Here is an 18,983-nt window from a genome sequence, read left to right as displayed (position 1 = left end):
TCCATCTTCTCCGTTAGAATGTTTACCGTGTGATGTATGGAAATTTACACGAATACAAGCCCCTTTGCAGAGGATAGCAGGAATGTTGCGAAACTGCCGCATTCGAGATTGCCCGACATAGAGGGTGTCGTTTTTACCTGACACGCTTTATTCTTGGTTTTTCAACATGTCTCCCAAAACCGATCTCCAGTTTTGAGAGATATGTTTTACGCCGGGCAATCCAATTTACAGCGGCTCCAGTTAAGACTGAATCGTTGGGACCGCTGTAACTATTTTTTGCGCATTATCCAATGCAAAACCGCTTCGCACTTTTTACTGGAAATGCTTTAATCAGCGTACCAGAATGTTTCGGAACTGCCAGGGGTCCTTGGTGTCGATATCTTCTTCAAATAGTTTGCCCCGGCCTTCAAGCGGCGTCCAGTCGGTATAGTAGCCCTTGACAGGACCAAGATACGGCAGCTGAACTTCGAGGCAGCGACGGTAATCGATTTCGTCGGTTTCAACGATACCACTCTCAGGATTTTCCAGTGCCCAGACCATGCCGGCCAGAACCGAGGATGATACCTGCAGCCCTGTTGCATTCTGGTAGGGAGCAAGTTTGCGCGCTTCTTCGACGCTCAGCTGCGAGCCAAACCAATAGGCGTTCTTGTCGTGACCATAGAGCAGCACGCCAAGCTCATCCGAGCCGTCGAGAATTTCGGATTCATCCAACACATGCTGTGCTGGTTGTGCTTTGCCGTTAGCGCCGAACATTTCATCCAGCGACAGGATAGCGTCGTTGCAGGGATGATAAGCATAGTTACAGGTTGGGCGGTATTCGAGCTTGCCCTTCTTGTTGCGAACAGTGAAAAAATCCGCAATTGAAATTGCTTCATTGTGCGTAACGAGTAAACCAAATTGCGCACCATGGGTTGGGCACCATGTGCGAATGCGAGTGCTGCCGCCCGGTTGCTCAAGGAAGATAGCTGCCTTGTTGCCCTTCTTCTGCTTGCGGGCATTCTTCGGCTTCCAGTTTTCATGGCTGCCCCAGCCAAGTTCGGCAGGCTGCAAACCTTCCGCTATGAAGCCTTCGACGGACCAGGTGTTCCAAAATGTATCGAACGGCTTTGGTTCTTTGGCGCGCTGAGTATCGCGTTCGGCAATGTGAATGCCCTTCACACCAGCCTTTTTCATTAGCTTCGCCCAGCCCTGACGATCATCAGTCGCCGGTTCTTCAAAGTCGAGCTTGAGTTCGGTTGCGAGATCGATCAGCGCTTTCTTCACAAACCAGGACACCATGCCGGGATTTGCGCCACAGCAGGAAACGGCTGTCGGGCCGCCCGGATGTTTACGCTTTTCGGCGCGGACGGTTTCGCGCAATGCATAGTTCGTGCGCGAGGCATTGTCGGCCTCTGCGTCGAAATAAAAGCCCAGCCAAGGTTCGACGACCGTATCAATGTAAAGCGCACCCTGTTCGCGGCTAAAGCGCAGCAAATCAAGCGAGCCGGTATCAATCGACAGATTGACGATGAATGGCTGACCACCTCCGTCCTTCAGCAGCGGGCCGAGGACGTCCTTGTAATTTTCAGGTGTGATCGCTTCGTTGATGAAGCGGATCTTCTTCTCGTCGAGAATTTTACGGTTTTTCTCGGATGGGTCGATAACGACCATACGGGATTTGTCGAATTTGAAGTGGCGTTCAATCAGCGGCAGGGTACCGCGCCCGATCGAGCCAAAGCCGATCATGATAAGAGGGCCGGTAATTTCGCCATAGACTGGCCATTTCGCTTTCGCCATTTTCTTTCTCTCTCCTGCTGCAAGGGTGCAGCGCTTGGCATTGTCACGAGTTGGACAATGCTAATTTGCCACGATAGCACAGGTTCATAGAAAGAAAGAAACGTCACAAGCCTATGACATGAATACGTGTTTAACGAATTTACATCGTGACCAGTTGCGCGCGGATCATTCCACGCAAGGAGTTGCCAATAAGAATGTTGCGGGCATTGGCAAGTTCATCGACCTTGATTGTACCTTCCTGAACAACTCCATTGTTCAGAAGTTCGCGTCGCAGGACACCATCAAGAAGTCCGCAGGAAAGTGCAGGGGTGACGCATGTGGTGCCCCCGATATCGAGAAAAATGGAGGTGATTGTGCCTTCGCAAACTTCATCACGATCATTGAGGAGGATCACTTCATCGACTTCCGCTGTCGAATATTCTTCCCGGGCCGCGATATAGGCCTGACGTCGTGTCGTCTTGTGGCGAAGTAACGGATCATCATGGTTGAGACGTGTGCGTGCAACCGCAATGCGCCAGACACTCTGAGGCTGCAGCGGCACGTAAGGGAGAGATGCAATCGTAACCATCCCATCAGGCGCCAGTGTGAGCCGCAGTTTGAGTGGGTTTTCACCTGCACCGATTTCTGCGATTTTCTGATGCACGGTCTCCATTTTGTAATGGAAACCGAGCTCACGCGCTGAGTTCTCAAGTCGCGCCATATGCAGATCGCAACGCAGGATGCCGGATAACGGCTCCCAGCGCATTGTTTCGATCAGTTGATAATCGGGTTGCGCTTTGCTGGCACTTGCCCCGTCGCGAACCGCGCTTTCAGAAGACATTCCTCATACTCCGCTTGCGCTGTGGAATCGAAGACCACGCCGCCCCCGACATTGAAAATTGCATGATTTTGGCTGTGAAGCGAGAGTGTTCGGATGGCGACATTGAATCGCATCCGTCCGCTCGGTTCAATCCAGCCCAGTGAACCGCAGTAAATATCGCGCGGACTGGTTTCCAGTTTACGCAGAATTTCCATGGCGCTGATTTTGGGCGCGCCAGTGATGGAACCGCATGGAAAAAGCGCTTTAAAGAGCGAGCGTAGTGAAACATTGGACTTCAACTTTGCCCGCACACGGCTGATCATCTGATGAACGGTTGGATAGGTTTCCACCCTGAACAGTTCCGGCACATCAAGCGATCCTACTTCGCTCACCAGTGAAATGTCATTGCGCAAGAGATCGACAATCATGCGGTTTTCCGCCTGATTTTTTGGATCATGCATCAGAAACTGGCGGTTGGCCTCATCTTGTTCAGAGGTTGCACCGCGTGGCATGGTGCCCTTCATGGGGTGGGTTTCTATCCAACCGTCATCATCGATTTCAAAGAACAGTTCCGGCGAGCGTGATAAAACAATCGGACCGCCCAGATCGCAATAGGTCGCATAACGGACAGGCTGCCGCTTTGCGAGCGCGTTGAACAGCACGAGCGGGTCGCCGTCCCATTCAGCATAAACGGGGAAAGTCAGATTGCCCTGATAGCAATCGCCTTCTCGTAAATGCTGGTGGAGCCGATCAAACTTTGGCGCATAGTCTTCAAATGACCATTGGGCGACCGGCTCGCGGAGATAAGTGATGTTGTCGCCGCCGCGATGATGCAAGCCTGTATCTGCCGGACCATCAAAGACACCAAAGCACAGGAGTGGCGCTTTCCGGCCATCGGGCAGCAGCGGCTTTAGTTTTGGTTCAAGCAGATATCCGGCCTCATAGGAGAGATAGCCTGCAAGCCATTTTCCGTCTTCATGGGCGCGTTGCATGGCTTCCCATGCTGCGTCGAACTCTTCGGGTTCATCGGCGCGGATGATTGCAGAAGGGGTCGTGAAGAAAACTTCACGACCCGCTTTGTCATCCCGGAAGAGAATAAACGGCTTGTCTGAAACCGACAGTGTCACGTCAGTGCTCAGTCTTCCATGGCTTCGAGTTCATCGATGATACCTTCGATCACCGAGAGGCCCTTACTCCAGAAATCCGGATCAGTTGCATCCAGACCGAATGGTGCCAGCAGTTCCTTGTGATGCTTGGTGCCACCGGCTTTGAGCAGATCGAAATATTTCTGCTGGAAGCCCTTTTCCGAATTCTGATAGACGGCATAGAGCGAGTTTACCAGACAATCGCCGAATGCATAAGCATAGACGTAGAACGGCGAATGGATGAAGTGCGGGATATAGGTCCAGAAGGTTTCATAGCCCGGATTGATGCGGACGGCATCGCCGAGGCTTTCGCGCTGCACATCCATCCAGATTTCACCGATACGCTCTGACGTCAGTTCGCCTTCGCGACGCTCGGTGTGAACGCGGCGCTCGAACTGATAAAAGGCGATCTGGCGCACAACCGTATTGATCATGTCCTCGGCCTTTTGTGCCAGCATAGCCTTGCGCTCGCGCTTGTCCTTGGTGCGCTCAAGCAATGAGCGGAAGGTCAGCATTTCGCCGAACACCGAAGCGGTTTCCGCGAGCGTCAGCGGCGTGGACGCCATAAGCGCGCCCTGTCCACCAGCCAGCACCTGATGCACGCCATGGCCAAGCTCATGAGCGAGCGTCATGACGTCACGCGGCTTGCCCATATAGTTGAGAAGCACATATGGATGAGCAGAAGGGACAGTTGGATGTGCAAACGCACCTGGCGCTTTGCCGGGGCGAACCGGTGCATCGATCCAGTTTTTGTCGAAGAAATCTCGAGCAATATCGGCCATTTCAGGCGCAAAGTTGCCGTAGGCGGAAAGCACGGTTTCGCGTGCCTCGTCCCATGAGATTAACGCCTGCGGCGTTTCAGGCAGGGGCGCATTGCGATCCCAGTTTTCGAGCTTTTCAAGGCCGAGCCACTTGGCTTTCAAGGCATAATAGCGATGCGAAAGGCGCGGATAGGCGTCTTCGACCGCCTTGGCCAAGGCATCCACCACCTCGCGCTCAACGCGGTTGGCAAGATGGCGGCTGTCGGCAATATCGTCAAAGCCACGCCAGCGGTCGGAAATTTCCTTGTCCTTGGCAAGTGTGTTGGTGATCAGCGTGAAGGTGCGCAGGTTTTCGCCAAAGGTCTTGGCCAGGGCCTCCGACGCCTTTTTTCGGACTGCACCATCAGCGTCCTGAAGCAGATTAAGCGTCTGCTCAATCGCCAGTTCTTCGCCATCAATATCAAAACGCAGGCTCGACATAGTTTCATCGAACAGACGGTTCCAGGCGCTGTAACCGGTGATCGACTTTTCATGGAACAGCTGCTCGAGCTTGTCTTCCAGCTCATACGGCTTATCAAGACGCAGATCTTCCAGCCATGGACGGTAATGACCGATCGCCGGATTGGCGGCTATAGCCTTTTCCAATACCGCATCGTCAATACGATTGATTTCGAGACTGAAGAAAATGAGCGGTGTGTTGGCGTCTGTCAGCTTCTGTTGCACATCGCCGAAAAGCTTCATGCGCTTTGGATCGGTTGTGTCGCCGTAATAATAAAGGCCCGCGAAGGATGCGATGCGGCCCATCAGTTCGCTTAGCGCTTCGTATTCCTTGATTGCATCGGCGAAGTCACCGCCATCGGATTTTGCAGCCTCAATTCCGAGTTTGCCTTTCCAGCGGCTTTCAAAGCTTGCAGCATCCTTGGCAGCTTTTTCGAGATCTGCTTTCAGCTCGGCGCTATCGGCAGAAGGATAAAGGTCGGCCAGATTCCATTCCGGCAATTTGCCGAGATCCGGCTTTTTGGCGGCACCGGTGTCGCCAGCTGGCAGATGAAGAGCAGCGTCAAACATGGCTGGCTTTGAAAAACGGTTCATCGCATTGGTCATTGGCATTCTCCTGTTGCCCCCTTCTCGCATGTCTTTTTCGTGACGCCAAGAGGGCGCGCATGAGCTCAAAGGCCTGACTATTCTGAGGATGATGCGTGAATGTCTATGCATCGGGCTTGCTTTCATGAGGAACGATGCCCCAAATGACGCGCCTGAAATATGACACATACTAGGCTCAGGACCTGATAATTTGATGGAAATGGCACCAGATATGACAAAAGCTGCAAGGAGAAACGCGAAGAACGGGGTGGTTGCCTCGGCTGAGCGGTTCGACACAGCAGATAGCCAGTCATCTCGGTGTCCGGACGATGTTGTCCATCCGTTCGGCTACTTCGTCGAAAAGGCTAGAAAATGAACCACATTTCCGTCGCCTTTTCTCCTTGTATGCAAACGGATGGCCTCACACCATTTTCGTCAAATTAACAGGTCCTGAGCCTCAATATTGGGATGTTCCGGCACATACACCACTGGTAGTGAAGCACCCATGAGTACGCGTATTCTTATAGCGGATGATGATCCGATCCAGCGCCGGAGCCTCGAAGCGGCAGTCTTACGTATGGGGCATCGAACCATCCTTGCAGATGGTGGCATAAGTGCGCTCAACTTTATCGGTAATCGCAAGGATATAGCTCTCGTTCTTCTCGATCTGACAATGCCGGATATGGATGGCTGTGCTGTGCTCGCAAAAATGCGGGAAGCAGGTATCAATATTCCTGTTATTGCTCTTGTGCAGAACGATGACATGGAAAAGGCCATGCAGGCGATCAGGCTCGGCGCGGTTGATTTCATGACCAAGCCTGTCGTCTTGGAACGTATGCAGGTTTCCGTCGCCAATGCTTTCAAGCTTGATTCGCTGACGCAGGAACTCAAGCGGACCCGCTCTTCCCAAAAATCCCATATCCTGCTTTCGGAGATGGTGACAAAGAGCCCGGAAATGGAAAAGGTGGCAGCCCTTGCACGCCGCGTGACGCCACTCGATACGCCGTTACTTATCGAAGGAGAGGTCGGAACGGGCAAGGAAACGCTGGCTCGTGCCATCAGCAGCGGCGGTACACGCTGGCAGGGCCAGTTTGTGGCTATCGATTGCCGCTCTCTTGCGAAGGGCAATGCCGATCAAGTCTTGTTTGGACAGCTTGCCGGTCAAAGTTCTTTGAAATCAGACAACGCACCGATCCAGATAGCAGGAAAGGTTGTGGAAGCGCAGGGCGGAACATTGTTCTTTGATGAGGTGAGTGCTTTGCCTTATCGGACCCAGCTTCGCCTTTTTGAGCTTATGCAGGCATCGCAATATGCGATCGCTGCAGAGGGCGATGTACCGCTTTCCGATACCCGCATCGTTGCGTCGAATAGCCATACCTTGGCCGAGCTTGTGCATATGGGTCGGTTTCATCCCGGTCTGTATCATCTGATTTCGTCGTTTTCGATTGAAATGCCGCCGCTGAGAAATCGTCTCGAAGACATTCCAATTCTGGCGCACCAATTTCTGATGCATTTTGCGAGCGAAGAGCGGCTTGGACATATCACGGGCATTACGCCCTATGCCTTGGAGAGCCTCAAGAGCTACGATTGGCCTGGCAATGTGCGGGAGCTGAAGAACGCGATCTATCACGCAGTCCTTTTGTGCGATGAACATGCGCTGACAGTCCGCGACTTCCGTCATATGGGCGAAGGAAGAGCTGCCGCGTCTGGCAGGAGTACGGCATTAAATCCGATGTCCGGTGACAGCCTCCCGATTCAGATCAAAGAAAATTCTGGTGTTGGATCGATCAGCGGCATCACGCTTGAAGGGGAAGTTCGCACGCTTGCGGCTACCGAAGAGGAAATGATCCGGTTCGCAATCGCGCATTACGACGGCCAAATCAGCGAGGTCGCGCGCCGTTTGGGCATCGGAAGAACCACACTTTATCGAAAATTGAAGGAATATGGCATCGATGTGGCATCTATAGCCGGCAAGGGTCGCTTCGATGCAGATGACGATAATGATGCCGATCAGGACCGTGTTGTAAACGGGTAAAATACCCTTAACTTATTGAAATTTAGTAACTTATCAAACATTGCCTGTCGGTGTTGCCAGAATGTAAGCATCGACGAAGATTGTTAATAGTTTTTTTACCATGACGAAAATAGATGCGCCTGTGTGGCTTTTTTGCCATGGTGTTTCCTCATTTGTTGTTCACTAAGCGTCCATTAACCATTAAATCCGACAATCAGGGCTCACACATATTCGTTTCTACGATCTCTGATACGGCCCTTAGGGCGGACAACACGGTAAGGCGATATAATTCAATGAGCAGGATATCGACCATTAAAGCGCGCTTGACGAAAGTCTGGACTGGACTGTCTGCTTCCGTATGTCGAGCTCGTTCTTCTGTTTCCGTATCTTTGGTTGCAGCCGCTGTCGTGACAGCACTCGCGCCGGCGCAAGCCTCGGCAGAAACGCGCACGCTCAAGCTTTATTATGTCCACACCGGCGAGAAGGCCGAAATCACCTTCAAGAAGAACGGCCGTTTCCTGCCTGATGGTCTGAAGAAGCTGAACGTGTTCCTGCGTGACTGGCGTCGTAATGAGCCGACCAAGATGGACCCGCGCCTGTTCGATTTGGTCTGGCAGGTTTATCGTTCTTCCGGTTCCAGCCAGTATATCACTGTCGTTTCCGCCTATCGTTCGCCTGCAACCAACAACATGTTGCGCTCGAAGACCAGTGGTGTTGCCAAGAAGAGCCAGCATACGCTGGGTCGCGCTATGGACTTCTTCATTCCGGGTGTTCCGCTTGCCAAACTGCGCGGCATTGGTATGCGCTACCAGATCGGTGGCGTCGGCTATTACCCGCGTTCCGGTTCGCCGTTCGTACACATGGACGTGGGAAATGTCCGTTCCTGGCCTCGCATGAGCCGCCGCGAATTGCTGGCGCTGTTCCCGGATGGCAAGACTGCTCACCTTCCAGCCGATGGCAAGCCATTGCCAGGCTATGAGCAGGCACTTGCGATGATTGAAAGACAAAAAGCCGGTGGCGGCAGCGTCATGATGGCCAGCAACTCGGCACCACGTAAGAGCAAGACGCTGTTTGGCGCGCTGTTCGGTGGTGGTGGTGCTGACGAAGAAGAAGATAACGGCAATGATTCCGCGCCAGCTCCGGCGATGGTTCGTCCTGCCCGCGCTGCTCCTGCTCGACAGGCTCCAGCGGTCGTGCCGCCTGCTGCTGTTCAGCAGCCTGAAGCCATGGTTGCGTCCTTGCCGACCCGTGAGGCGCCGGTGCCGATGCAGGCTCCGCGTCCTGAAGCCGTGGTCGAAGTGCCACAACAGGCTGAGGAGGTGCCCGTCGCTGCCCTCAATGTTCCGATTCCGGCTCGTAAACCGGCCAATGCTGCTCAAGACGCGATCGCACTTGCGGCCGCCCAACCTGTTGACGCGACAATGCAAGAAGTCGCCGACGCTACTCCCAACCCACTCATGACCGGTTTTGTTCCAATTCCGTCCATGCGTCCACAGCAGGAAACAGCGACGCAGATTGCTGCCGCCGCAGTCCCTAGTGCCCGGCCTGAACGTGACCAGCTGAACCCGCAGGATGCAATTGCGCAGATTGTGAATAACGCTCCTGATAGCGCAACAACTGTTGCCGATGCTGGAAATGCAATTCAGCAGGGTGCAGCCGCAGCTTATCCTGTGCCAAAGGAGGCCCCGCGCGCCAATACGCAACTGGCCATGGTCTCCAAAAAGGATGAAATCGGTGAGCTGATTGCGCCGCCGGATGACGATTTCGACACGCAGCCTCTCGCCTCTGCAAAACGTGAACCTGCAAAGATTGAGCCTGTTAAGACGGCTTCGGTTGCGAGAACTGTACCGGCTCCAGCGCGTCAGCGTGTTGCGGCCAGTGGTCATGGAACCAAAAACAGTGCTCGTTCTTCGGGTAAAGGTGATCGCCATGTAGCCAAGGCAAGTGCGCGTCCAAGCCCGGTCGTGCAGCCTGCAGCAATGCCAACTTCTGCTGTGGCTATGTCGACGGAATCTGTTTCGCAAACCGCACCAGCAACCAATCCGGTTCTGCGCAACGATGCAATGCGCTCGGCACCTGCAATGGTTTACACGACTGGCTTCCAGCGCGGCGACCTGCCAAGCGAACGCGCAAATAAGTTCACTGGCAATGCCGTTACATTTCTAACGGTAGCGAAGTTCACCGAAACGAACTGATCGTTCGAGAGACAAAGAAAAGGGGCCTTACAGCGGTTCCAGTTAATATTGAATCGTTGGAACCGCTGTAACTATTTGTTTTTACGCATTTCCGAACGCAAAACCGGTTCCCACTTTTTCTGGAAATGCTTTAAAGGCCCTTTTGTGTTTCTTCTATTTTTGACGATCAGCCTTTCAAGCCAGCGGCTTCGCTTGCAAGCTTCGTGATGCCGTCCCAATCGCCCGCTTCTACCAATTCCTTTGGTGCAACCCATGAGCCGCCGACGCAGATCACATTTGGCAGCGAGAGATAGGTTTTGGCGTTGGCAAGGCTGATGCCGCCTGTCGGGCAGAAGAAGGTGCCAGCCAATGGAGATGACATCGCTTTCAGGAAAGATGCGCCGCCTGCCTGTTCTGCCGGGAAGAATTTGAGATGCGTGTAACCTTCTTCGCGCAGCGCCAGCATTTCGCTTGGTGTGATTGCCGCTGGCAACAGTGGCACGTCGCTGTCGTTGGCTGCAGCAAGAATATATTTCGTTGCGCCGGGGCTGACGATAAAGCGTGAACCTGCCTTGGCTGCATCTTCATAATGCTTTGCATTGAGAATGGTGCCAGCACCGACAATGGCCTCCGGCACTTCTGATGCAACGGCGCGGATGGCGTCGAGTGCTGCAGCCGTGCGCAGGGTGATCTCGATTGCAGGTAACCCACCTTTAGCAAGTGCGCGCGCCAGTGGAACGGCGTGCTCGACCTTATCGATCAGCAACACCGGAATAACTGGCTGGCCTTGCAATACGGGGACGAGAAGATCGGTTTTCTGCGGCATGGGCTTGCTCTTCTGCTTGGAGATTGAATGGCTAAAATCGATTTAAAGTGCATGGCCTTGTTTGTCTACCGTAGCTGCTAGAATGATGCGCATCAAAACCGATGCATGGGGGATACTCAGGCGGCTTTCAGCATGTGGCTTAAACTTCGATTCCAACGTCCAAACGCTGCGGCCATGCGACTGTCATATTGGTTGCGCGCAAATGCTGGTCCATTGTAGCGACGGGCAAAATTGGGCCAGTCACATGTTTGAAGTGTCTCTTTTAACCCGGCCTTTTTAATAAAACGCAGCATCAACTGAATTTGGCCTGTAACGCCGCTGCGTGCTTCTGCCACGAGTTCATCGACATTGCGATAGCCAAGCCATTCCCAATGTGCGCCCATCACTTGGCCCAGACCCCAGGATGTAGATTCAAGCGCCGCCTTCTTTTGGATAGACACGGCTCTTTCAAGCAGAAGCCAGCGTTCCCGCTGTGTCTTGGGATTGCGAATGCGCCCCGCCTCATAAGCTGATAGCCCTGCCTGACGCGCCCGATCGCGAATACGACCTGAAAGCCTGCGGTCGAAATAATGCCCTTCGAAGCGGATGGACGGTTCCTTTTTACCATTGATATCAAAAAGGGCACGGCCATCGCTTTCCACTTCTGCGACAGCCAGAAGGGCAGCCGGTTCGATCTCCATTTCACCGGCCAATGAAATGATTGCTGCGAAAGTCTCAGTGTCGAACATTTGGTTTCTCCTCTTGCAATCCGTGTTTATCGAGGCCGGATTTTCGCTCGTCTTGAGAGGAGGGGGATAAATAACTTGAATTTGCCGCGTTCGAGGACTAGTTCGAAGGAAATTTGGAAGAGATCGAACGATGAGCAATCTGCCTTTTACCGTTGCTGCCCTTTATTGCTTTGCGCGTTTGCCGCAATATGAAAGCCTGCGCGAGCCGCTGGCCGAACTTTGCTGCGCGAACGGGATCAAGGGGACACTGCTGCTTGCAGGCGAGGGCATCAACGGTACGGTCGCAGGAACAAAGCCTGCGATTGAGAAGCTGGTCGCTTACATCACTGCGATCCCTGAGCTTGCCAATCCGGAACTCAAATATTCACATGCCAGCGAAATGCCGTTCTACCGGATGAAGGTGCGGCTGAAGCGCGAGATCGTCACCATGGGTGTCGATGGTATTGATCCGCTGAAAAGCGTTGGTACTTACATCGCGCCCAAGGATTGGAACGCGCTGATTGCCGATGAAGACACGGTTGTCGTCGATACGCGCAATGATTACGAATATGCCATTGGCACATTTGAAGGCGCTCTTGACCCGAACACCAAGACATTTCGCGAATTTCCGGAATGGGTTGAGCAGAACCGCGACAAGCTTGAAGGCAAGAAAATCGCCATGTTCTGCACCGGCGGCATTCGTTGTGAAAAAGCGACCGCCTTCGTTAAAGGTCTGGGCTTTGATGATGTGTTCCACCTTAAGGGCGGCATTCTGAAATATCTCGAGGAAGTGCCGAGCGAAGAAAGCATGTGGAACGGTGAGTGCTTCGTGTTCGATGAGCGCGTAGCTATCGGTCATGGCCTGACCGAAAGCGACATAGAGCTTTGCCGCGCCTGCCGTCGCCCGATCACGGCTGAAGACAAGCTCTCCCAGTTCTTCGAGGAAGGCATTTCTTGCGCTGGTTGCTATGACGAGCGCACGCCGGAAGACCGTGCCCGCTTTGCCGAGCGTGAAAAGCAGGTCAAGCTCGCCAAACTGCGCGGCTCAAGCCACAAGCATATCGGTCGCTAATAATATGAGATCATGCGGTTCTTTTGCCGCATTGTTCCCGTCAGGACTAGCCAAAGCTAAAACACCTCTTTAAGGTGGCCTCGTTTCCAGAACGATATGAATTCGTTATGGAAATTTGGGCGGCTTTTGCATGGACGCCCGTGTGAAAAGGGTCTGACGGCATCCGGGTCGCGTTTGCCTCCATCATACCCATCATCGCAAGTGAGAGCATCAAACGAAAACTGATGCTCGAGTAAAACAGCGTCGGATTTCTCCGGCGTGTGATGATGTTTGCCCGAAATTGCGGGCACTATGGAGGCCAACAATGAAAAAACTTATCGCCGCGTTTCTTATTACGGTTGCAGCCGGTACTGCCTCGATTGCTCATGCTGCCGAGAAGGTTACGGTGTTTGCCGCAGCCAGCATGAAAGATGTGATCGAGGAAGCAGCCAAGCAGATCAAGGCCAAGGACGGCACGGAAGTCGTCGCTTCCTTTGCTTCGTCGTCTGTTCTGGCAAAGCAGATCGAGCAGGGCGCTCCGGCACAGATTTTCATTTCCGCTGATCTTGATTGGATGGACTATGTCGAAAAAGCCGATCAGATCGACAAGGCTTCGCGCAAAGTGATTGCCGGCAACGCGCTGGTGATTGCGACGCAGAAGGAAACGCCAAAGGGCGAGGCCAAGGAACTGTTGAGCGCTGGTCGTTTCGCAATGGGTGATCCATCAAATGTGCCTGCAGGCAAGTATGGTAAGGCAGCTCTTGAAAAGCTCGACATCTGGAAAGACGTCGAAAAGAACGGCGTTTTCACAGAAAATGTCCGCGTCGCACTGCAGTATGTGAGCCGCGCGGAAGTGAAGGCAGCGATTGTCTATGCGTCTGATCGTGCTGCTGCACCTGAACTCGTTGAAGCCTATCGCTTCCCGGCTTCGAGCCATGCGCCAATCCTTTACCCTGCTGCATTGATTGCAAAGAACGAAAGCGATGCTGCGAAGGCATTTTTGGCTTTCCTTGAAAGCGATGCCGGACAGGCTATCATCAAGGACAAGGGCTTTGTTGGGGCCGCGGAGGCTGCTCAGTAAATGATGGAAGGTAATGTCTGGCAGATTGTTGCTCTGTCGCTCCGGGTTGCCGGAATAGCCATCATTGTCGCTCTGCCAGTCGCCTTTATCGTTGCGTGGATACTTGCCCGGTTCAATTTTCCGGGCAAGTCGTTTGTGCAGGCCATCGTCACCATGCCGCTGGTTCTGCCGCCGGTGGTGACGGGCTACCTGTTGCTGGTTCTGTTTGGATCACGCGGAGCACTTGGTGCGCCCTTGCAGGAATGGTTCGGCCTTTCCTTTTCCTTCCGCTGGACCGGTGCAGCCCTTGCTGCCGGTGTCATGGCGTTTCCATTACTCGTCCGTCCGATACGCCTTTCGATTGAGGGGCTTGATCGTGGGCTTGAAGAAGCGGCACGCACGCTTGGCGCCAACCGGCTCGTTGCATTCTGCACGGTTATTCTGCCGCCGTTGCTGCCTGGCATTCTTGCCGGTGCCGTCTTGGGCTTTGCCAAAGCGCTGGGCGAGTTTGGCGCGACTATTACCTTTGTTTCCAACATTCCCGGCGAAACACAAACACTCTCGCTGGCGATTTACGCCTTGATGCAGACCCCGACAGGGGATGCGGAGGCTTTCCGTCTGATAGCAATTTCGGCAGCCATTTCCATTACCGCTGTGATCTTGTCCGAGTGGTTGCAGCGCAGGCTTGCGGGGGAAGCGAAATGAGCGGTCTTGAAGTTTCTGTCGCTGGTCGCAATGGCAAGTTCGAGGTCGAAGCCGATTTCTCCGCTCGATGGGGTGTAACAGCCCTGTTTGGTCATTCAGGTGCCGGGAAAACAACGCTTCTAAAGATGATTGCCGGGACGTTGCGTCCGGAAAGTGGTCGTATCGCAGTCGGTGATTTCACGCTGTTTGATGCCGAAAAGGGTATCAATCTGCCACCTGAAAAACGCCGGATCGGCTATGTTTTTCAGGAGGCGCGTCTTTTCCCGCATATGAGCGTGAAACGCAATCTGACCTATGCACGTTGGGCTGGAAAACGGCAAAGTATCCGCAGCTTCGATGAAGTGGTGGCACTGCTTGGCATTGCGCATCTTCTGGATCGCCGCCCGGCGACGCTTTCTGGTGGTGAGAGGCAGCGTGTGGCAATTGGCCGTGCGCTTCTGTCCGATCCGGCATTGCTGTTGCTTGATGAGCCGCTTTCCTCGCTCGACCATGCGCGCAGGCAGGAAATATTGCCTTTCATTGAACGTCTTCGCGATGAAAGCCACGTGCCGATTGTCTATGTCAGCCACGAGATTGATGAAGTTGCGCGGCTTGCAGACGAAATCGTCCTGTTGGCGGGCGGCAAAGTGCAAGCAAGTGGCGAAGCCGCTGAAATTTTCCCGCTGATCGATGGTGACGGCGAGGGCGCTGGCGTGCTGCTTGAGGGTATGGTTGCAGCATATGATGACCGTTACAAACTGGCTGAGATTGATCTTGGCGGAACGACATTTCAGCTAAGCGACGCGGGGCTTAAACAGAACATGCATGTGCGTCTTCGGGTCCGCGCGCGAGACGTTTCCATTGCACGTAATGCGCCGGATGCGATCAGCATCCGTAATCTGCTGCCGGTTTCCATTGTGGCGATTGAAGCGGGAGAGGGCCCGAATGCCCATTTAGCACTCGACTTTCAGGGCCGTCGTCTTGGTGCGCGGCTGACGCGGCGTTCGGTCGACGATCTGGGCTTGGCGGTAGGCGATCAGGTCTTCGCGTTGGTCAAGGCTGTTTCAGTGGATCGCGCCGCAATAAGAGAAAAATGACGCAGAGACAATAATCCGGTTTTAGTCACGCGCCTTTTATGCTCCTTGTGTTGATAAATGGGAGCATTGAAATGACTGATTTGCAGAACTGGACCCCTCGACCGAGGCCTGAACGTAAAACGCTCGAAGGCCGCTATGTCCGGCTTGAACCGCTGGATGCGAGCAAACACGGCGATGAGCTTTTTGCAGCCTCTTCCGTAACGGATGCAGATCAGCGATTTACGTGGTTGTTCGAGGTCCCGCCTGCAACACGCGAGGCGTTTGAACCCTGGCTTGAAAAAGTTTCAACAAGTGAAGATCCGCTGTTCTTTGCAGTCATCGATAAGGCAAGCGGCAAGGTCGCGGGCCGTCAAGCGCTGATGCGTATCGATCCTGTTCATGGCGCAATCGAGATCGGGAACATCTATTGGGGGCCGCTCATTTCGCGTAAACCGGCTGCAACCGAAGCGCAGTTCCTATTCATGCAGTATATTTTCGATGAGCTTGGCTATCGGCGCTATGAGTGGAAGTGCAACGATAACAACGCGCCTTCCAAGCATGCAGCGGAGCGTTTCGGCTTTAAATTTGAAGGCACCTTCCGTCAGCATATGGTGACGAAGGGTAACAATCGCGATACATCCTGGTTTTCCATCATCGACAGTGAATGGCCTGCGCTGAGACACGCCTATCAGGCATGGCTTGCGCCGGAAAACTTTGATAGTGAGGGGCAGCAGATTAGAAAATTAGAGGATTTTCGTATTGGTGGCTGAACCGAAGAAGAGCAATCCGGCAATTGCTGCGGCGATCATCCTGATAAGCTTTGGCGTGCTCGCCTATTTCGTGCCGAGTATCATGATCGCGCTCGGTAAGCGCTCGCATGTGGCGGCGGCAATTTTCGCGATACTCTTTGTACTTGGTTTCTTTGGCATATTCTGGCTGCGCTCGCGCCGCCAGAACAGAGATTAACCCACGAGCGACGCGCTGAGCAGCAACGCGCCAGTCAGCGCAATAAACAAGGCGGCACCCACTTCAATCACCGCCTTCAAGCGGCCTGACATGGCGCTGCTGCCTGCGAAACGCAACGCCGTGTTCTTGGCGGTCACGGCAAGTGTGGCGAGAAATGCGACGGTCAGGAATGTGCCGAAAGCCATCGCAAAGACCGAGAGCAATCCGCCAACCAACAAACCATTGAGAAGTGCGAAGGTAAGCACGATCAGTGCGCCCGAGCAAGGACGCAGGCCGACCGAGAAGATCGCTGACCAAGCAGTTTTCCAGTTGAAATCGTCGCCAAGTGTCGATGGATCGGCAATATGGGCGTTGCCGCAGTCAGCGCAGATATCGCCTTCGCCGATAAAGACGTGATCCGCTGTGGCGTTCGCGGGCTTGTAGTTGAGCTTGACCGTGCTGCTTGATGCGAGCGCTCGGGTGCTTTGCGAAACGCTGCCTTGCCAAGCCAGTCCACTGGATGCACGACCGCTGGCCATTGCCGTTTGAGGCGCCGCTGCAAAAAGAGCGCCTGTCGGTGACGGCTCGGCACTGTCTCGCTTCTTGAACAAAAGCGGCAGTTTGCGCGCCAACAGCCACAGACCGAAGAACAGCACCAGCGTGAAGCTTGTAATCTCCATATAGCGTGCGGTCTGGTTCATGGAAATTCCGGTGCCGCGCAATACGAGCCATGCCAGTGCTACAACGAAAACTGCCATGAGTGCCTGCAGAAGCGATGAAATGAACGACAGGAAAATGCCGCGTCGAAGTGCAGTTTCATTGGCGATCATATAGGACGAAATCACCGCCTTGCCGTGACCGGGGCCTGCCGCATGGAAAATGCCGTAAACGAATGACAATCCGATAAGCACTGATGCCTGCCATGGATCATCGCGCATTGCTTTAAGCGCAGTTGTCATGGCGAGATAAAATGTGCGCTGCTGTTCGTTCATCCAAAGGATGATATGTGCGAAAGGTCCGGTCGGTTTCATGGCGACTTCATTGGCGCCGATCCCCAGAGACGATTGTGCCAAGGCATTGGCAGTGATCATCACAAGGGTAGCGGTAAGAATGAAACGGACCGTTTTCTGCATCAGGCTGTCTATCCTTTTGGCGCGCAGGTCACTTCAAGACGGGTGGCAAAAATCTTTGACATATCTGTGCCAGCTGGATCGTTGAAGAAGGCGTCAGTCAATGTCGCCTGGTTCTGGGCGAGGGCTTCGTCCGGATTGGGGCGGATGACTTTGGAAGTGCATCCCTCCGGCAACCCTTTGATGACCAATTCACTATCATTCACATAATCGATAGCCGTGTAAAATGTCGGATCGTAAACCCCGAAGCTCACCGTATGGCCGGGTTCAAGCTTCAACGGTTTTTCAGGCTTACTCGTGAACACAATCAGGAGGTGATTGTCTGTAAAATCTGCCGCCAAATCCTGCGGGCGAGCCATTTTGACGTCTTTGCCATCGGCAAGCACAGTCTGGAAATATTTGAACTCGGCTATGGAGCTGTTAATGACATGGCCAAGATCAATCAGTTCATTCTTGTCGAGCTGTAAATCACCGTTCTTGTCAAACTCCATCAGAACGGTCGAGGAAAATACATCATCGAAACGCCAGATATGGGCGAGCTTTTCTACCGTGCCATCCGGCGTAATCGTCAGCTCCAGCCTTGCGTCGGCAAAGACATGGGGATGAGCCTGAGCAGCCACGGGCGCGAACACTGCCGTCAGTGTTACGGCAAGGCCTAGAGGGCTTTTCAGCCATGTGCGCAAATCAGGCATGAACGAGTTTCCGTGAATGATAGTGCATCCCAAAAGTGTGAAGCGGTTTTCGGATAGATGCGCGCGAAAACAAAAGCTCAAGGGCAAGGCATAAGGGTGAAGGCGGCGAAAGTGGGACCAAACCCATCATTTATTTCGACTTGCTTATAGTTTTGTATTTTCGCGCATTTCGCGTTCCTTGAACCATTGGGTCAGGAAGTCGACAAGAGCACGGATTTTGGCCGGCAGATAGCGACGATGCGGATAAACCGCATAAATGCCGCCGTCCTTGACGGTAAATTCGTCCAAACATGGGATGAGCCGGCCGCGTTCGATCTCTTCCTCGGCGATGAAGGCTGGCAAAGAGCAGAAACCGAGCCCGGCAATAGCGGCTGTTTTGGTGGCGACGGGGCTATTCACTTCAATCGGGCCGTGCACGTTGACGGTCATCATTGAGCCGTCCGTATTGCGGAAATGCCAATTGTTGCGTGAGCGTGCATTGGTGTCGATGATGCACGGCTTATCCGCAAGATCTTCGGGACGCTCCGGCTTGCCCACGCGCGCGATCAACTCAGGAGCGCCACATAACACTGAATGGAATGGCGAAAGCCTTTTCGCAATCAGAGAGGAGTCCTGCAGGCGCGTGATGCGAATTGCGAGGTCAAAACCTTCTTCCACCAGATCTACAAAGCGATCATCGAGCCGCACATCGAGAACAATGTCCGGGTGTGCGAGACAGAAATCAATCAGCGATTGCCCGATAACCGCGTCAGCAAAGGTGCGGGGGGCAGAGAGCTTTATGCGTCCGCGTGCATCGGAGCTGGTTTCGCTGACGGCATCCTGAAGCGCGTCAATCTCGCGAATGATCTCGATGGCGCGGTGATAATAGGTGTGACCGGCTTCGGTGAGCGAAAACTGGCGCGTCGTGCGGTTGAGAAGGCGTGCACCAAGTTCGTCTTCCAGTTCGCGCACATATTTGGAAAGCAGTGCCTTTGAACGTCCAATTTTTCGTGCAGCAGCGGAAAAGCCTTCCGCTTCGACCACGTCGATAAATGCACGCATACGTGTGAGGGTGTCCATG

The 18,983-nt window shown here is 53.7% G+C and carries 17 protein-coding genes; 8 read left to right on the top strand and 9 right to left on the bottom strand.

Annotation, left to right across the window (positions count from 1 at the left end; all coding sequences use genetic code 11):
- Window positions 1-330: 330 nt before the first annotated feature.
- The 4 genes from OIV19_RS13910 to OIV19_RS13895 form a co-directional block, all read right to left on the bottom strand.
- A complete protein-coding gene (locus OIV19_RS13910; RefSeq protein WP_151093027.1) occupies window positions 331-1,776 on the bottom strand; it encodes a homospermidine synthase in 1,446 nt (481 codons plus the stop codon).
- Between the two features lie 139 nt (window positions 1,777-1,915).
- The gene (locus OIV19_RS13905; protein ID WP_191792947.1) at window positions 1,916-2,596 is read right to left on the bottom strand and encodes an aminotransferase class IV family protein; all 681 of its coding nucleotides are present in this window, start codon (window positions 2,594-2,596) and stop codon (window positions 1,916-1,918) included.
- Window positions 2,530-3,696 carry an aminodeoxychorismate synthase component I gene (locus tag OIV19_RS13900; protein WP_264232029.1) on the bottom strand — a complete coding sequence of 389 codons (1,167 nt, stop codon included), beginning with the start codon at window positions 3,694-3,696 and terminating at the stop codon, window positions 2,530-2,532. The genes OIV19_RS13905 and OIV19_RS13900 overlap by 67 nt, the downstream gene beginning before the upstream one ends.
- A gap of 14 nt (window positions 3,697-3,710) precedes the next feature.
- Entirely contained in the window at window positions 3,711-5,573 is a 1,863-nt protein-coding gene (locus tag OIV19_RS13895; RefSeq protein ID WP_264232028.1) for a M3 family oligoendopeptidase, read from the bottom strand.
- Window positions 5,574-6,069: 496 nt separating this feature from the next.
- On the opposite strand from OIV19_RS13895, the gene OIV19_RS13890 reads away from it, so the two are divergent.
- Window positions 6,070-7,599 (top strand): sigma-54-dependent transcriptional regulator, encoded by a 1,530-nt coding sequence (locus OIV19_RS13890; RefSeq protein ID WP_151093023.1) that lies wholly within the window; start codon window positions 6,070-6,072, stop codon window positions 7,597-7,599.
- Window positions 7,600-7,871: 272 nt separating this feature from the next.
- The gene (locus OIV19_RS13885; protein WP_264232007.1) at window positions 7,872-9,773 is read left to right on the top strand and encodes a peptidoglycan L,D-endopeptidase MepK; all 1,902 of its coding nucleotides are present in this window, start codon (window positions 7,872-7,874) and stop codon (window positions 9,771-9,773) included.
- Window positions 9,774-9,939: 166 nt separating this feature from the next.
- Here OIV19_RS13885 and OIV19_RS13880 read toward each other — a convergent pair whose 3' ends face one another.
- Both OIV19_RS13880 and OIV19_RS13875 read right to left on the bottom strand, forming a co-directional pair.
- Window positions 9,940-10,578, bottom strand: a complete 639-nt coding sequence (locus OIV19_RS13880) for a 2-dehydro-3-deoxy-phosphogluconate aldolase (protein WP_264232006.1) — start codon at window positions 10,576-10,578, stop codon at window positions 9,940-9,942.
- 116 nt (window positions 10,579-10,694) lie between these two features.
- The gene (locus OIV19_RS13875; protein WP_264232005.1) at window positions 10,695-11,306 is read right to left on the bottom strand and encodes an N-acetylmuramidase family protein; all 612 of its coding nucleotides are present in this window, start codon (window positions 11,304-11,306) and stop codon (window positions 10,695-10,697) included.
- A gap of 130 nt (window positions 11,307-11,436) precedes the next feature.
- Here OIV19_RS13875 and trhO point away from each other — a divergent pair, with 130 nt between their 5' ends.
- From trhO to OIV19_RS13845, 6 genes are all read left to right on the top strand, one after another.
- On the top strand, window positions 11,437-12,357 hold the full coding sequence (gene trhO, locus OIV19_RS13870) for an oxygen-dependent tRNA uridine(34) hydroxylase TrhO (RefSeq protein ID WP_151093015.1): 921 nt from the start codon (window positions 11,437-11,439) through the stop codon (window positions 12,355-12,357).
- Between the two features lie 304 nt (window positions 12,358-12,661).
- A complete protein-coding gene (gene modA / locus OIV19_RS13865; RefSeq protein WP_264232004.1) occupies window positions 12,662-13,417 on the top strand; it encodes a molybdate ABC transporter substrate-binding protein in 756 nt (251 codons plus the stop codon).
- Entirely contained in the window at window positions 13,418-14,101 is a 684-nt protein-coding gene (gene modB / locus OIV19_RS13860) for a molybdate ABC transporter permease subunit (protein ID WP_151093011.1), read from the top strand. It begins immediately after the preceding gene.
- Window positions 14,098-15,177: a molybdenum ABC transporter ATP-binding protein gene (modC, locus tag OIV19_RS13855; protein WP_264232003.1), complete on the top strand. Its 1,080-nt coding sequence runs from the start codon at window positions 14,098-14,100 to the stop codon at window positions 15,175-15,177. The genes modB and modC overlap by 4 nt, the downstream gene beginning before the upstream one ends.
- 71 nt (window positions 15,178-15,248) lie before the next feature.
- Window positions 15,249-15,926 carry a GNAT family N-acetyltransferase gene (locus OIV19_RS13850; RefSeq protein ID WP_264232002.1) on the top strand — a complete coding sequence of 226 codons (678 nt, stop codon included), beginning with the start codon at window positions 15,249-15,251 and terminating at the stop codon, window positions 15,924-15,926.
- Window positions 15,919-16,122 (top strand): hypothetical protein, encoded by a 204-nt coding sequence (locus OIV19_RS13845; protein WP_151093005.1) that lies wholly within the window; start codon window positions 15,919-15,921, stop codon window positions 16,120-16,122. The genes OIV19_RS13850 and OIV19_RS13845 overlap by 8 nt, the downstream gene beginning before the upstream one ends.
- Here OIV19_RS13845 and OIV19_RS13840 read toward each other — a convergent pair.
- The 3 genes from OIV19_RS13840 to OIV19_RS13830 all read right to left on the bottom strand — a co-directional run bounded on the left by OIV19_RS13840 (window position 16,119) and on the right by OIV19_RS13830 (window position 18,982).
- Complete coding sequence (locus OIV19_RS13840; RefSeq protein WP_264232001.1) at window positions 16,119-17,234, bottom strand: nickel/cobalt transporter; 1,116 nt, start codon at window positions 17,232-17,234, stop codon at window positions 16,119-16,121. The two genes, OIV19_RS13845 and OIV19_RS13840, sit on opposite strands and share 4 nt — an antisense overlap.
- Window positions 17,235-17,242: 8 nt before the next feature.
- Window positions 17,243-17,923 (bottom strand): DUF1007 family protein, encoded by a 681-nt coding sequence (locus tag OIV19_RS13835; RefSeq protein ID WP_264232000.1) that lies wholly within the window; start codon window positions 17,921-17,923, stop codon window positions 17,243-17,245.
- 144 nt (window positions 17,924-18,067) lie between these two features.
- A complete protein-coding gene (locus OIV19_RS13830) occupies window positions 18,068-18,982 on the bottom strand; it encodes a LysR family transcriptional regulator (RefSeq protein ID WP_095445398.1) in 915 nt (304 codons plus the stop codon).
- Between the last annotated feature and the right edge of the window lies 1 nt (window position 18,983).

The organism is Brucella sp. HL-2, from assembly GCF_025846885.2.
GTDB classification, from domain to species: Bacteria; Pseudomonadota; Alphaproteobacteria; order Rhizobiales; family Rhizobiaceae; genus Brucella; species Brucella quorumnocens.
The sequence above is the reverse complement of the archived record's forward strand: the minus strand, read 5'-3'. Positions and strand labels throughout refer to the sequence as shown.